The 13624-nt window shown below is 47.8% G+C and carries 17 protein-coding genes; 7 read left to right on the top strand and 10 right to left on the bottom strand.

Annotation, left to right across the window (positions count from 1 at the left end; translation table 11 throughout):
- Window positions 1–182 precede the first annotated feature (182 nt).
- From speB to J7I83_RS09640, 3 genes are all read right to left on the bottom strand, one after another.
- Window positions 183–1055, bottom strand: coding sequence for an agmatinase (gene speB / locus J7I83_RS09650; RefSeq protein WP_215100496.1), 873 nt, complete (start codon window positions 1053–1055; stop codon window positions 183–185).
- 3 nt (window positions 1056–1058) lie between these two features.
- Entirely contained in the window at window positions 1059–1892 is an 834-nt protein-coding gene (gene speE / locus J7I83_RS09645; protein ID WP_215100495.1) for a spermidine synthase, read from the bottom strand.
- 552 nt (window positions 1893–2444) lie between these two features.
- Window positions 2445–2963: a YwhD family protein gene (locus tag J7I83_RS09640; RefSeq protein WP_215100494.1), complete on the bottom strand. Its 519-nt coding sequence runs from the start codon at window positions 2961–2963 to the stop codon at window positions 2445–2447.
- A 61-nt stretch (window positions 2964–3024) separates the two neighbouring features.
- On the opposite strand from J7I83_RS09640, the gene J7I83_RS09635 reads away from it, so the two are divergent.
- Window positions 3025–3210 (top strand): 2-hydroxymuconate tautomerase, encoded by a 186-nt coding sequence (locus J7I83_RS09635; protein WP_038704761.1) that lies wholly within the window; start codon window positions 3025–3027, stop codon window positions 3208–3210.
- Between the two features lie 244 nt (window positions 3211–3454).
- Here J7I83_RS09635 and J7I83_RS09630 read toward each other — a convergent pair whose 3' ends face one another.
- Genes J7I83_RS09630 through lipL form a run of 3 tightly spaced genes read right to left on the bottom strand, consistent with a single transcriptional unit; the run spans window position 3455 to window position 6130 of the window.
- A complete protein-coding gene (locus tag J7I83_RS09630; protein WP_215100493.1) occupies window positions 3455–3949 on the bottom strand; it encodes a YwgA family protein in 495 nt (164 codons plus the stop codon).
- Window positions 3950–5254, bottom strand: a complete 1305-nt coding sequence (locus J7I83_RS09625; RefSeq protein WP_215100492.1) for an HD domain-containing protein — start codon at window positions 5252–5254, stop codon at window positions 3950–3952.
- 54 nt (window positions 5255–5308) lie between these two features.
- Window positions 5309–6130 carry an octanoyl-[GcvH]:protein N-octanoyltransferase gene (gene lipL / locus J7I83_RS09620; protein WP_215100491.1) on the bottom strand — a complete coding sequence of 274 codons (822 nt, stop codon included), beginning with the start codon at window positions 6128–6130 and terminating at the stop codon, window positions 5309–5311.
- A gap of 175 nt (window positions 6131–6305) precedes the next feature.
- On the opposite strand from lipL, the gene hemQ reads away from it, so the two are divergent.
- A complete protein-coding gene (hemQ, locus tag J7I83_RS09615) occupies window positions 6306–7055 on the top strand; it encodes a hydrogen peroxide-dependent heme synthase (protein ID WP_215100490.1) in 750 nt (249 codons plus the stop codon).
- A gap of 285 nt (window positions 7056–7340) precedes the next feature.
- Here the strand turns inward: hemQ and J7I83_RS09610 are convergent, their stop codons facing one another.
- The 4 genes from J7I83_RS09610 to J7I83_RS09595 are packed head-to-tail and all read right to left on the bottom strand — an operon-like array spanning window position 7341 to window position 9464.
- Window positions 7341–7718, bottom strand: coding sequence for a DUF423 domain-containing protein (locus J7I83_RS09610; RefSeq protein WP_215100489.1), 378 nt, complete (start codon window positions 7716–7718; stop codon window positions 7341–7343).
- Window positions 7719–7739: 21 nt separating this feature from the next.
- Window positions 7740–8006 (bottom strand): YwdI family protein, encoded by a 267-nt coding sequence (locus tag J7I83_RS09605; protein ID WP_215100488.1) that lies wholly within the window; start codon window positions 8004–8006, stop codon window positions 7740–7742.
- 59 nt (window positions 8007–8065) lie between these two features.
- Window positions 8066–8740 carry a uracil-DNA glycosylase gene (locus J7I83_RS09600; RefSeq protein WP_215100487.1) on the bottom strand — a complete coding sequence of 225 codons (675 nt, stop codon included), beginning with the start codon at window positions 8738–8740 and terminating at the stop codon, window positions 8066–8068.
- Window positions 8741–8744: 4 nt separating this feature from the next.
- Complete coding sequence (locus J7I83_RS09595; protein WP_215100578.1) at window positions 8745–9464, bottom strand: DUF4230 domain-containing protein; 720 nt, start codon at window positions 9462–9464, stop codon at window positions 8745–8747.
- 70 nt (window positions 9465–9534) lie between these two features.
- On the opposite strand from J7I83_RS09595, the gene J7I83_RS09590 reads away from it, so the two are divergent.
- From J7I83_RS09590 to J7I83_RS09570, 5 genes are all read left to right on the top strand, one after another.
- Window positions 9535–9789, top strand: a complete 255-nt coding sequence (locus tag J7I83_RS09590) for a hypothetical protein (RefSeq protein ID WP_215100486.1) — start codon at window positions 9535–9537, stop codon at window positions 9787–9789.
- Between the two features lie 60 nt (window positions 9790–9849).
- Complete coding sequence (gene pdxK, locus J7I83_RS09585; RefSeq protein ID WP_215100485.1) at window positions 9850–10683, top strand: pyridoxine/pyridoxal/pyridoxamine kinase; 834 nt, start codon at window positions 9850–9852, stop codon at window positions 10681–10683.
- Window positions 10684–10848: 165 nt separating this feature from the next.
- Window positions 10849–11199, top strand: coding sequence for a YojF family protein (locus tag J7I83_RS09580; protein WP_142827081.1), 351 nt, complete (start codon window positions 10849–10851; stop codon window positions 11197–11199).
- 14 nt (window positions 11200–11213) lie between these two features.
- A complete protein-coding gene (gene bshB2, locus J7I83_RS09575; RefSeq protein WP_215100484.1) occupies window positions 11214–11903 on the top strand; it encodes a bacillithiol biosynthesis deacetylase BshB2 in 690 nt (229 codons plus the stop codon).
- 156 nt (window positions 11904–12059) lie between these two features.
- Window positions 12060–13412, top strand: coding sequence for a YjiH family protein (locus J7I83_RS09570; protein ID WP_215100483.1), 1353 nt, complete (start codon window positions 12060–12062; stop codon window positions 13410–13412).
- The last annotated feature ends 212 nt before the right edge of the window (window positions 13413–13624 follow it).

The raw sequence follows: 13624 nt of genomic DNA, 5'->3' as shown, positions 1-13624 counted from the left end.
TTGGTTAAAACTACACAGAAATTTCGGCGTAAGCCCTGAGCAGCCGTTTCCGCTTTTCTTATTGTCCAGCTCCAACGGCCAGCTCCTCGGGTCATAAGCCACTCCGGCTGTGCGGCTGAAAACATGCCGCTTCGCCAGTGCATCTTATGCCTGTCGGAGCTGAACGGCCGTTTCCGCTTTTCTTATTTCACCCAACCTAAAATCATTTCGCGCATCAGCTTGCTGGCTGTGTTGGCGGTTTGGTCGGAATGGTCGTAGACAGGTGCAAGTTCGACAAGGTCGAAACCGACAACGTTGACGCCTGATGCTGCGATCGCATGGATTGAAGCTAGCAGTTCGCGGGACGTGATGCCGCCTGCATCGACTGTGCCCGTGCCCGGTGCATGTGCAGGATCCAGAACATCCATATCGATTGTCACGTAGACATTGCGCCCTTCAAGAGTCGGCAACACTTTTTTCAACGGCTCAAGCACTTCAAATTTCGAAAGATGCATGCCTTGTTCTTTTGCCCATTCAAATTCTTCTTTCATCCCAGAGCGGATGCCGAATGAATAAACATTCTTCGGTCCGATCTGGTCCGCAATTTTGCGGATCGGCGTTGAATGGGAATATTCCTCGCCTTCATAGTTTTCACGAAGGTCGGTGTGTGCATCAAAATGGATGATCGCCAAATCGTCGTATTTGCTGGCGACTGCTTTCATGACCGGCAAGGACACCAAATGCTCGCCGCCCATGCCCATTGGGATTTTATTGTCAGCCAACAGCGTGTGGACATAGGTTTCGATTTCAATCAGGCTTTTTTCCGGATTGCCGAATGGCAATGGAATATCGCCCGCATCAAAAAACTTCACGTCTCCGAGTTCACGGTCAAGGTATGGACTGTATTCTTCAAGTCCGATGGACACTTCACGGATTTTGTTCGGGCCGAAACGCGATCCCGGACGGTAGCTGACCGTCCAGTCCATTGGCATGCCGTAAAGAACGGCTTTTGATTCTTCGTAATTCGGATGGCTTTTAATGAATACTTTTCCTGAGTAAGTCTCGTCAAATCTCATCGGTTATTCGCCTGTCAGATCTTTCACGAATTTCGGCAAGACAAAAGCAGCGTTATGCAGCTCAGGTGTATAGTATTTCGTGTCGATTTCGTGGAAACGTTCAGCCGGCACTTCCAGCGGGTTGTATTTTTTCGAACCGATCGTGAATGCCCACAGGCCGCTTGGATACGTCGGGATGTTCGCCAAGTACAGCTTGGTGATCGGGAAAATCTCTTTAACGTCGCTTTGCACCTGTTTGATCAAATCCGCTTTAAACCAAGGGTTATCAGACTGCGCTACAAAAATGCCGTCTTCTTTCAAGGCTTTTGAAATGCCTGCGTAGAAGCCTTTCGAGAATAGGTTTACTGCCGGTCCGACCGGTTCAGTTGAATCCACCATGATGACGTCAAACTCGTTTGCAGATTCTGCAATGTGCATAAAGCCGTCTCCGACGATCACTTCCACGCGTGAATCTTCCAGGCCTGACGCGATGCTTGGCAGGAATTTTTTCGAGTACTCGATCACTTTGCCGTCAATGTCCACAAGCGTCGCTTTTTTGACAGACGGGTGTTTCAGGATCTCACGGATAACGCCGCCATCTCCCCCGCCAACGACCAATACGTTTTCCGGGTTCGGGTGCGTGAACAATGGAACGTGCGCAACCATTTCATGATAGACAAATTCGTCTTTTTCAGAAGTCATGACCATGCCGTCCAAGAACAGCATATTGCCCCATTCCGCTGTTTCCGCCATTTCCAAGTATTGAAAATCCGTTTGCTCCGTGTGAAGCGTTTTGTTGATTTTCATTGTAATCCCAAAATTCTCTGTTTGTTTTTCTGTATACCAAAATCCTGCCATCTATAATCAAACTCCCTTTCAATCTGAATAAAATCCACTTAAAAAAGTATAAGTGTTTTCAATAAAAGTGCAATATTTTTTTCCTCTTCCTCTTTACCCGCTGGAAGTGCCGCTACACTCCAAATAAAAAGGTTTTCTGTACAGGGAATCTTTTTCCCTTCACAGAAAACCTTTTTAAAGCCTGATGGTGCGGAGAAAGAGACATGAGGCATTGGGCTTGGGTTTTATCGCGCTTTCACGGTCAGTAAGACTCCCACTTACGCAAGTGAGAGCACTGACCGTAAAAGTCCGATTGGATCAACTAACAATCAGCGGGGATAAATCCCCACCGATTGAAGTTTCTCTTTATCGCAATGGCTCACGGCACTTGCTCGCTATCAGGTGTCCTAGCTTTCTATTGAAAAGCTATAGTTCTAGTGTACTGCCTTTTATAAACAACTTCAACCATCCATTGGACGCAAATTGAAATGTCACATTCTGTTCAAAAACCTGCATTTTTAATAGATATTCCGCTTTGTCAGCTGCATCATTTATTGTACAAGTGGATTTCTCTTACTTGCGGCCAAGGTCATGATGAAGCTGTTCTGCACTGCGCTGCCACATTTCCGGATTATGGGTATCCAAGTATTCTGCGAGCACCCGTTTTGATGGTTCATCCATGTGGTCGACAAGAATTTTGCGCTTCATTGATTTATCCATGCGGTTGACATGGTCGGCTAAAATTTTGTAGCCACGGCGTTTTTCACGGTTGACAACCATTTCACACGCTGCAACTCCTGCATAGTATGGGCCTTCCGGATTGAAATCGATGGTGATCCACACGAGCCAGTAATCTTTGCCGCCCGCAGAATCTTCCCGGTTGGTGGTGAACTTGATGCCGCGCTCTACTTCGCTGCGGGCGTGCATGGCGCCGATATCAATGAACGCTTCCTGCTCTTCCACGTCGATGAATAGCGGAGAGACATTTTCCAAGGATAAAGAACCGATGCCGTAGCCTTTATGGCCAGCCGTCGGATCATTTTTTATAATGGTAAAGCCTACTTTTTGTTTTGGTTTTTCTTCGTTCGCCATTGTCTGAATCCTCCGTTCTGCTATGATGATAGTATTCTCAAGAAAAGGAGCTGTACCCATTATGCCATACGTAACTGTAAAAATGCTCGAAGGCCGCACAGAAGACCAAAAACGCGCACTTGTCGAAAAGGTATCCGAAGCTGTTTCTGAAACAACAGGAGCACCCATCGAAAATGTCACCGTCTTTATCGAAGACATGAAGAAAACCGATTACGGCACAAAAGGCAAACTTTTTAGCGATCAGTAAAAAAAGCGGAAATGGCCGGCTAAAGGAACGTAAGCTAAAAGCGCGACTTCCTGTCGCAACGCTTACGTGATCCGCATCCTGCGGACCTCCGACAAGCATAAGACGCACTGGCGAAGCGGCGTTTTTCCAGCCGCACAGCTAGTGTGGCTTATGACTCGAGGAGTTGGCCATTGCAGCTAGCCACTAAGAAAAGCTCAACCTCAAATGCTCCTGTTATAGGAGCTTTTTTTCATTCCCGCTTTTCCTATGCGCTCAATTCTTCAATAAAAGCAAAAGCCTCATCTATTTCCTCTGCCGTGAAGTTCAGCTTTCCTTTGACCACATGCAGCTTGTCGATGGTTTCCTGGCGGTTCAAGTTGTCAAAGTACAGGAGTGTGGCGGTCAATTCCAGGAATCGGCCGCTTTTGGCATTCAGCTTTTCCGCGGTCAAGGGGTTCTCCAAAACGGATTTTTCCAAAACCTTGCGGAACTCCATGCCTTCTTCCGTCACCTTATACTTATATTGAACGTAAGAGCCTTTGTCTTCCAATGCTTCTGACAAAAACCCCATATCGCATAATTCCTCCACACGGGCAGTCAATTCCTCAGAATACGGACCATAAATATGGAACTCGTATTTTTCCTGAAATGGCATATCCATCTTCTTCATTATATAAATCATTTTCTGTAATTTCTTGCGGCCGGTTACACCTTCCGCGGCGGCAATAAAGTCCACAATTTTTGCGTGTTCCTGGAGCAACTAGAGCCCTCCTTCTCGAAGCATCTCCAAAATCTGCTGCTTGATGGCTTTTTTCTTGCCATCAATCAACAACTCAGCTGGAAAATACAATTTATAATCGGTTCTGCGTTTGCCTGAGATGGCGTCCACAATCTGGGACAAGCGCGATAATTCCTTGATGTCGCCGTTTGGCATCAGCAAATGGATAGGCAGACGCTCTTCTTCCTCACCCGGACGGTAAAAATCGTAAGGCAGATCAGAGGTTGAATCGTCAATCAAATAATACTCCGGGTCAATGCCGGCAGAATGGAACAATTGTGCCAATTCGCCCAGCTTCTTATAATCTTTGCCCGGGTCAAAATCAACATAATGGAACAGCCGCCGGTTGACGAACCGGTCACACAAGTCCGACAAAATCGGGTCGCGTTCATCCATCCATAATTGGAAATAGGTCATTAAAACGCCTTCATCTAGTGCCAAATATTCTTTCAGCGTAAAGCTGCGGTCGAAAAATGACAGAAAATGGGTCGGTGGCTGCGCGAATTTATAGCCGCTTTCGCTCAATTCTTTTGCACGCTGGAGAATTTTGCGCAAAATCACTTCGGCGCTTCGGGCAACCGGGTGGAAATACACCTGCCAGTACATCTGGTAGCGGCTCATGATGTAATCCTCGACGGCATGCATGCCGCTCGACTTGATGACAACCTGGTCATCAAGCGGACGCATGACCCGGAGAATCCGTTCCATGTCAAAATGGCCGTAGGAAACCCCGGTATAGTAGGCATCACGCTGTAGGTAATCCATGCGGTCAGCATCGATCTGGCTGGAAATCAGCGAAACGACTTGTTTATTCGAATACGTTTTAGCAATGACTTCCGCCACTTTTGTCGGGAAATCTGCCGACACCTTCAACAGGATTTCATTGACCTCAGTGTTTCCCAGCAGAATTTCCCGCGTGAATTCCTCATGATCGACAGAAAAAACTTTTTCGAATGAATGCGAAAAGGGGCCATGCCCCAAATCATGAAGAAGCGCTGCACACAAAACGACGAGGCGCTCGCTTTCATCCCATTCCGGACGGCCATGGAAAATATCATCTGAAATTCTGCGGACGATTTCGTAAACGCCAAGCGAGTGGTTAAAACGGCTGTGTTCCGCGCCGTGGAAGACTAAATATGAGGTGCCCAATTGCTTGATTCTGCGCAAACGCTGAACTTCACGCGAATTGATCAAATCCCAAATCACTTGGTCGCGCACATGGATATACCGGTGAACCGGATCTTTGAAAACTTTTTCCTCAGCTAATTTTTGTGTTGCGTAGCTCACTCGCGCACCTCCAGAATTTTCATGTAACAGCTATTCTACACCAGCGCCGCTCTTCTATTCAAGAGGGCGTCCCAGCATTTTGCGGTTGCGTTCAACCACCCGCTCCAGATAAAATCCGTACAATTCCGTTTCGCCCGGCTGCAACGGCATCGGTGCCGGCGTGCCCATCATGGCATGGAGATCCAGCACCACTTCCTGGACAGTAATCTGCCTTTCCAGCAGCTCGCTGAGCGACGCCATCGTTTCCGGCTTTATTTCCGGATAAGTGAATTTAGTTTCTTCCCCTTGCAGTCCGGCTTTGTAAAAATCACGAATGACTTCCGCACGTTCCGAACCGCTTCCTTCGACGCATAAATAAACCTGGACCGCAATGCCGCGGCGAATCCGGCGCTGCGAGATGCCGGCGAATTTCCGGCCGCCAATGCTCAGATCATAAGATCCCGGGCAATAAGAGCCGACGATTTCGTATGCTTCGATAACTGCTTCCGGAAACAGCTCCCGCACCAAATCGAGCATCACGTCATAGCCTGCCGAAATGTCGATGGCGCTGTCCTTTTCCGACAGCACCAGTGAAATATTCAAGACACCAGCGTCCAGTACAACTGCCAATCCGCCTGAATTTCGGACAATCGGCGCAAAACCATGTGCTCTCAGCGTGTCCATGCCCTCATCGATATATGGCAGCCGGTGATCCTGGATGCCTAGAACAACGGTGTCATCATGCACCCAAGTGCGGACGGTGGGTGCGCTTTTTCCGGATCCCACCAATTCGCATAAAGTATCGTCCGCTGCAAATGACTCAAGCGCGGAACGGTTTTTGGCGCTCAGGGACTGGTCCCAGAAACGCCAGGATATTTCTTCAAAAAATAACGGCATGCCCATTTCTCCTCTTCCTGCAATTCCTTGTCTTCAGTTTACCCTTTTCGGCATCTCCTGAAAACCCGTGTGTGTCATGTCAAATTGGTGACACCCATTAGTTTTCAAGGCAGTTGGAGGGGCGTTGTGATAAACTGGGTGGTGAGAGATTTACATTAAAAGGAGTGTTTGAGCAATGAATGAAGCAGCAATTACATTAGACGGCTGGTACGTCCTTCACGATTTCCGTTCAATGGACTGGGTAACGTGGAAAATGCTGACGGAAGAAGAACGCCAATTCGCGATCGATGAATTCCAGGCATTTATGGAAAAAGTGAACCAAGCCGATGAAAATAAAACCGGCGCACATGCTTTGTATTCAATTGTTGGCCAAAAAGCCGACTTGATGCTGATGATGCTGCGTGAAACTATGGACGAGTTGAATGAACTTGAAACGGAATACAATAAGCTGACATTGATCGCTTATACGGTTCCTACTTATTCGTATGTTTCAGTGGTCGAGCTTTCCAACTACCTGGCTGGACAATCCGATGAAGATCCTTACCAAAACCCGCATATCCGTTCGCGCTTGTACCCTGAGCTTCAGCGTTCACAGTACATCTGCTTCTATCCGATGGACAAACGCCGCGAAGGCAACGACAACTGGTACATGCTTCCGATGGACAAACGCAAAGAGTTGATGCTGTCCCACGGCAAGATCGGCCGCAGCTACGCCGGCAAAGTCAAACAGATCATTTCTGGATCTGTCGGCTTTGACGACTATGAATGGGGCGTCACTTTGTTCGCAGACGACGTTCTTCAATTCAAGAAATTGATCTACGAAATGCGCTTTGATGAAGTCAGCGCGCGTTATGCAGAATTCGGTTCATTCTACGTGGGCACACGCCTGGATGCCGAAAGAACCGTTAAGTTTCTGGAAGTTTAATAAATGTCATGCTGGAAGCCGCCTTTTGGGCGGCTTTTTTGTTTGATTTCTATGGGGAGCGCACCTCAAAGGTCTCGAACCTCACCTCGCTGAAGAATCGACGCCGGTTTTCAGCTGAAATTTCCCAGTTATTTGGATATACTTTCTGTTTCAAATAAAATACTTTCCGTTTCCGCACAAATACTTTCCAAATCAGGAGAATTACTTTCCAAATCGCCCAATTTACTTTCCGCAACCAAAAAAAGAGGGCAATCCGCGTAAAACGGACTGCCCTCTCTCCTATTATTATAATGCTTTCACTGCAGCTATGATGACCATTACCCAGGCGGCGATAAATGCAACGCCGCCGATTGGCGTGATGGCACCGAGAACGCTGATGCCTGTTAAACTCAGGACGTATAAGCTTCCCGAGAAAATGACGATCCCGGCAAGCATCAAATAACCTGCCCAGTTCAACGATCCCAGATTTCCAAGAAGAGACGAACTCATCAGAATGGCGATGACCATCAAGCCGACTGCATGGAACATCTGATATTGAACGGCGGTTTGCCATGTCTCCAAATACTTGTCCGCAACGCGGCCTTCCAATAGATGTGCCCCGAACGCCCCAAATGCGACAGACAGGAGAGCGTTAACCGCTCCGGCAATTAAGAAAAACTTCATAATTCGGCTTCCTCTTTCCTTTTAAAATTCAAACAGCGAATCGCCATTTGCATCTTCTTCTTTCAGCTTGTTAACAGCAGTTACTGGCTGCGTCTGCGGCTGAGGGGAAGCAAGCGGCATAGCACGCGGTGCTTGCTTGTCGATTGCCGGTTGGTCATCCTCAAGCAGCAAATCGCATAAGGCGCGGATTGCCGCGACAGAGTCACGCACCTTGGCAGGGTCGCCACTCCTCGCACGCGTCGTGTGCTTGTCGATTTCGGTTAAAATACGCATGGTATCGATGGCCATGTAACAGCCCCCTCTCCGTTTTGAATTAATTCCAGTTTACCACGGCAATCTATCGCCGGTCAGTCCAAACAGAAATCGATGGGCTTCTGCCCTCGGCTTTGTAACAGACTGTTCACTTTTGAATACGGCCGGCTGCCGAAAAATCCGCGGCCCGCACTGAGCGGGCTCGGATGAGGAGCTTCAAGCACGTCATGCTTGTCGAGGTCGATGAGCCTTTTTTTCGTTTGGGCGGGCTTGCCCCATAAAATAAAAATGATCGGCTCCTCGCGCTCGGACAGTTTCTGGATTACTTTATCGGTAAACGTCTCCCATCCCCTATTGCGATGTGAATGTGCTTCACCCGCTCTTACCGTCAAGACGGTGTTCATCATCAGCACGCCCTGGCCGGCCCATTTCGTCAACGTGCCATCTGCCGGTTTATCACAACCAATGTCTTCCTTCAATTCTTTGAACATATTGCGCAGGCTTGGCGGATGCGGCACTCCCGGCTGAACGGAGAAGCTTAACCCATGCGCCTGGTTTGGTCCGTGATACGGGTCCTGCCCCAGAATCACGACTTTAACATCCTGATAGGCGGTATGCTCAAAAGCCGACCAGATGTTTTCCATTGCGGGATAGATGGTTTTCGCCGCGTATTCTTCTTTTAGAAACTCGCGCAGCTCTACATAATACGGCTTGTCGAACTCTTCGCCTATAACATCCTGCCAATCGTTGTGGAAAATCTGTTTCTTCATATCATCACTCCTCGAACTCCACTGTGACATCATAATCGACCAGGCCGAACATCTCCTGAACCGAACGTGCCGCATTAGTTTCTGCCGTCTGCAGCACTCCTTGGCCTGCCGTTTCCTCAAGCATCAATTTTTTGGCCTCTTCCGCCAGTTCATAGGCTTCAGAAATATCAGCCCCGCTGCGGAACAGCCCTTCATACGAATAAACCTCCACTTGGTCCATGAACAATTCCGGCCCTCCGAGAAATTCTGCCGGCGGCAAGGTCAGCGTTGCCGTTCTGGCTTCTTCATCGAGGACGATGTCGTCCTCAGATACTTTGGAGAAATCGATGCCAGCACGGACCGATCCTGGAATGACGACCAGCAATTGCCGTTTTGTGCCGGGCAGATCAAGGCCGATTTCCTGGCCAAATACCGCATTGTCTTCGCGTTCGATGATGACTTTCGAAAAAGCTTCCGCTGTGGACAGTTCGTTCAAATCCTGAACCCTTTCTAAAAAAGCGCCTTTGCTTTCCGTGAATGTATTGCCTTGGATCATCCAAAAAGCGCCCAATGGCAAAGCCACAAGCAACAGCAACAAAACCGCAATCAGCACCAGAAAAGTATTGCGCCAGACGCTCATCATCAACTTGGTGCTCCTCCAAAAGCCGGATTCTTTCGTATTCCCCTGCTCTTTCATTTCCTCCAGTAAACGTTCGATCTCCGTCAATTTTGGATCTTTTGCCAAGGAAATCCCTACTTTCATATATTCTATTCATCCTGGCTTCATGGTACGATTGCCTAAAGGAGCGATCAGGATGGCCGATTGGCGCGAAAAAATCACCAGTGTTTCAAAAACTAAAGGCACAAGCGCTCCAGAAAGCGCAAAGCGCGCTGGATTGGGCTGTCTTGGCCTAATTGTAGCTGTTGTTTCTATTCTAACATTACTTATTGCGATTGGTCTTTTCAAAAGCGGCTTTCTGTTAATGGGGATTTTCACCACCATATTTCTGCTTATCTGCGTCGCGACGACCGTTCTGCTGATTGCGCCGAATAAGCACAATCCGTTGTAAATGTTCGAGTTTTTGTTAAAATGGGAACAATGACATAATCCACCCAAAGGAGATACATCAATGACACTTAAAAAAACCTTAACAATCGCTGGATCAGACACTTCCGGCGGAGCAGGCATACAGGCAGACCTAAAAACTTTCCAGGAGCATGGCACTTACGGCATGAACGCATTGACGGTCATCGTAACCATGGATCCTGAAAATGGCTGGAGCCACGGCATTCACCCCATCGCGCTGGATACGCTCGATGCACAATTAACGACAGCGTTCTCCACTGGCATTGATGCTTTGAAAACTGGCATGCTGCCGACTGTCGACATCATTGAAATGGCTGGCAAAGCAATTGCCGAGTCCGGAATCAAAGACGTGGTCATCGATCCGGTAATGGCGTGCAAAGGCGAAAACGAAGTCTTGTTCCCTGAAAACGTCGATGCCATGATCAAGTATTTATTGCCGAACGCTAAAGTCGTGACACCAAACCTTGTGGAAGCGGGCCAATTATCAGGACAAGGCACTTTGCAGACGGTTGAAGACATGCAGCGGGCTGCTGAAAAAATCCATGCACACGGCGCTGAATTTGTTGTTGTCAAAGGCGGCAAGCAGCTCAAGCACGAAAAAGCAGCCGACTTGCTGTACGACGGCAAAACGCATTATTTGCTGACATCCGAGAAAACCGATACCACTTACAATCATGGCGCAGGCTGCACATTCGCAGCTGCGATTACGGCCAACCTGGCAAACGGCCAATCGGTCAAAGACGCTGTACTCAACGCCAAGATTTTTGTGGCAACAGCGATCCAGCACGGCTGGAAGCTGAATGAGTATGTTGGACCGGTTATGCACGGTGCCGCATCGAAATTCACCAAATCAGAAGTTGAAGTAACTGAATTGTAAAATGCATCCAAAGAAGCTGTCGCGAAAAGTCATGAAAATGGCTTTCTGCGGCGGCCTTTTTTGTGTCAATTGGTAAGAGATCACCTCCCTCCCAAAGCAACCTAATCGCATTCTCTCGCATAATTCCCTATACTGTTAGAATACCGATTCTATAGGAGGAACATCATGGAACTAGTTGAAGTAAAAAAACTGCAGGTTGAGCTGGACGCATTCGCAGGCAGAGATGTCTACCTTCATTTGGAAACGACAAACGGCTCGTATGCGACACATTTTAACGAAGGCTTTTTCAACGCCGGCGCTTTTATCCGTAACGTTGTCATCAATTATGAACTTGGAAAAGTGGTTGGCGACAGCCCACATCGTGTCGGACTGAAGCTGCCGCACGGCTGGGTTTATGCACAAGGCATCACCCATTACGAATTGGACGATCAGGGCCGGCTGCTGCTTGCAGGACACGACGGCACTGGAAAATTGGCGGTGGCGCTGCAGATCAGCGAAACACCGTTCAGTTATTAAGGGAGGGACTCACTATGACAATTCCACAAGAACGCCATGTGCTGGTCGTCTTCCCTCACCCCGACGATGAAGCGTTTGGGGTTTCTGGAACGATCACCACACATATCAAGCAAGGCAACCCAGTTACATATGCTTGTCTGACACTTGGCGAAATGGGCCGTAATCTGGGCAACCCGCCATTTGCCACAAGAGAATCACTGCCGGTGATCCGCAAAAAGGAACTTCAGGCTTCTGCTGATGCAATGGGGCTGACCGACCTTCGGATGATGGGGCTGCGTGACAAAACCATCGAATTTGAAGACGACGAGAAGATGGTCGGACTGATGACCGATTTGATCGAAGAGCTGAATCCTTCGAAGATCGTCACCTTCTATCCGGATTTCGCTGTCCATCCAGACCATGAAGCGACTGCCCGTGCAGTAGTCCGCGCTGTCCGCCGGATGAAAGATCGTCCGACACTTCATTGCGTCGCTTTTGCGAACAACACCTTGGAGATGCTCGGACAGCCTGATGTCGTTTACGATATTAGGGAGGTCCGCGACCAAAAAATGAATTCCATGAAAGCCCATATCTCTCAAACTGCCTGGATGCTTGAAGAAATGGAACACAAGCTGCAGCAGGGCGATACAGAAACGGAAAACTGGCTGACAAAAGAACGTTTCTACAATTACCGTTGGAACGAAGATTTCGAAAAATCCTTTTAAAACTCTCCCTCAACTTTTTTCTAAGTTGGGGGTATTTTTTATGGACGTTTTCAGATAATATAAACATTGGCTATAAAGCGTTTTCATAGGGGAAAACCGCTGTATAATCAGTTAGTATCATGTGTATTCATACACGAAGAAAAGGGGGAATTATTTATGAAAAAGTTTTCTGCTTCAACTTGGTTATTGTTCTTGATTCCTTCTTTATTGGGAATCCTGCTGTTCCTAGTGCCAATTCCAACTGAAGATGGCTGGATGGTAACCATTGCAGTTCTTGCCAACCTCTTGGCCGGATCCATTGAATCTATCGTACCGTGGATTATGATGGGCATTTTAATTGTGGCCGCTTTGGGTTCATTGCTTTTCATCACGAAAAAAGTCAACGAAACAGAATATGTTTCATTTATCGACAAGCTCTTCAATGTCAATCTCTTCTGGACCATCGTCCGGATTCTTGGCGCAGTTTTCGCAATCATGGTCTTGTTCCAAGTCGGCCCTGAGCCGATCTGGAATGAAAATACCGGTGGACTGCTCCTCGCTGGAGACGGTTTACTGTCTTTCCTTTTCACAATCTTCTTGTTTGCTGGACTTTTCCTTCCACTCTTGATGAATTTTGGCTTATTGGAATTTTTCGGAACCATGATGGTGAAAATCATGCGTCCGTTGTTTCGTTTGCCTGGCCGTTCATCCATTGACGCTTTGGCCTCATGGGTTGGAGACGGCACCATCGGGGTCTTATTGACAAGCAAACAATACGAGGCGAATAAATACACGCAGCGTGAAGCAGCTATTATCGGAACCACCTTTTCAGTGGTTTCCATCACTTTCGCTATTGTTGTCATTCAGGAAATCGGTCTTGGCAACTACTTCCTGCCCTACTATGCTACTGTAATCTTTGCCGGCATTATCCTTGCACTCATCATGCCGCGCATTTATCCGCTATCGAAAAAACCAACCACTTTCATGGATGGTTCACCTCAGGAATCTCAGACAGAGGATGTTCCAAAAGGCTATAATGTCGCTACCCACGGCATTGAAAACGCGTTAACTAAGGCCGAAGATAATCGCTCTGTCAGTAAATTCTTCAAAGACGGCTTCAAAAACGTACTGGATATGTGGATCGGTGTAGCACCGGTAGTTATGGCGTTTGGTACTGTTGCCTTGATTTTGGCTGAGTACACTTCTGTGTTCACCATACTCGGCTTGCCATTTGAACCGTACTTAAGATTGCTTGGCGTTCCAGAAGCAGCTGAAGCTGCCCAATTAATGGTCGTTGGTTTCGCTGACATGTTCCTGCCGGCTATCCTTGGCGCAGGAATCGAGTCTGAGATGACACGCTTTGTCGTCGCTACCATGTCCGTAACACAATTGATCTATATGTCCGAAGTCGGTGGACTATTGCTCGGGTCTAAGATCCCTGTTAACATTTTTGACCTGATCATTATTTTCCTGCTTCGTACTATCATCGCTTTGCCGATTGTTGTCGGTGTCGCACATCTTTTATTTTAATCAAATCAAAAAACGCCATCCGCATTTGCGAGGCCACTGAAAAACCCTCCCTTTAAATCAGCGGAGACTAAAAAAAGAGTCAGAAGGCAGGATTTCCCTGCCTTCTGACTCTTTTTTATCACCTTTATTGTTCCGCAGCTTGCCTGCGCTCATCCAGTAATCGAAGAATTCGTTTCAGGTTCACAGTGAAAATCGCCATGGCACCTTGCAAG

This window comes from Planococcus sp. ISL-110 (genome assembly GCF_018613575.1).
Lineage (GTDB): Bacteria > Bacillota > Bacilli > Bacillales_A > Planococcaceae > Planococcus.
Note: the sequence above shows the minus strand (reverse complement) of the source record. Positions and strands in the feature narration are given on the sequence as shown.

What these genes read in the sequence shown, in the direction of transcription:
- speB (WP_215100496.1), bottom strand. Translation starts at nt 1,055, where the DNA reads ATGAGATTTGACGAGACTTACTCAGGAAAAGTATTCATTAAAAGCCAT.
- speE (WP_215100495.1), bottom strand. Translation starts at nt 1,892, where the DNA reads ATGGCAGGATTTTGGTATACAGAAAAACAAACAGAGAATTTTGGGATT.
- J7I83_RS09640 (WP_215100494.1), bottom strand. Translation starts at nt 2,963, where the DNA reads ATGGCGAACGAAGAAAAACCAAAACAAAAAGTAGGCTTTACCATTATA.
- J7I83_RS09635 (WP_038704761.1), top strand. Translation starts at nt 3,025, where the DNA reads ATGCCATACGTAACTGTAAAAATGCTCGAAGGCCGCACAGAAGACCAA.
- lipL (WP_215100491.1), bottom strand. Translation starts at nt 6,130, where the DNA reads ATGCCGTTATTTTTTGAAGAAATATCCTGGCGTTTCTGGGACCAGTCC.
- hemQ (WP_215100490.1), top strand. Translation starts at nt 6,306, where the DNA reads ATGAATGAAGCAGCAATTACATTAGACGGCTGGTACGTCCTTCACGAT.
- J7I83_RS09610 (WP_215100489.1), bottom strand. Translation starts at nt 7,718, where the DNA reads ATGAAGTTTTTCTTAATTGCCGGAGCGGTTAACGCTCTCCTGTCTGTC.
- J7I83_RS09605 (WP_215100488.1), bottom strand. Translation starts at nt 8,006, where the DNA reads ATGGCCATCGATACCATGCGTATTTTAACCGAAATCGACAAGCACACG.
- J7I83_RS09600 (WP_215100487.1), bottom strand. Translation starts at nt 8,740, where the DNA reads ATGAAGAAACAGATTTTCCACAACGATTGGCAGGATGTTATAGGCGAA.
- J7I83_RS09590 (WP_215100486.1), top strand. Translation starts at nt 9,535, where the DNA reads ATGGCCGATTGGCGCGAAAAAATCACCAGTGTTTCAAAAACTAAAGGC.
- pdxK (WP_215100485.1), top strand. Translation starts at nt 9,850, where the DNA reads ATGACACTTAAAAAAACCTTAACAATCGCTGGATCAGACACTTCCGGC.
- J7I83_RS09580 (WP_142827081.1), top strand. Translation starts at nt 10,849, where the DNA reads ATGGAACTAGTTGAAGTAAAAAAACTGCAGGTTGAGCTGGACGCATTC.
- bshB2 (WP_215100484.1), top strand. Translation starts at nt 11,214, where the DNA reads ATGACAATTCCACAAGAACGCCATGTGCTGGTCGTCTTCCCTCACCCC.
- J7I83_RS09570 (WP_215100483.1), top strand. Translation starts at nt 12,060, where the DNA reads ATGAAAAAGTTTTCTGCTTCAACTTGGTTATTGTTCTTGATTCCTTCT.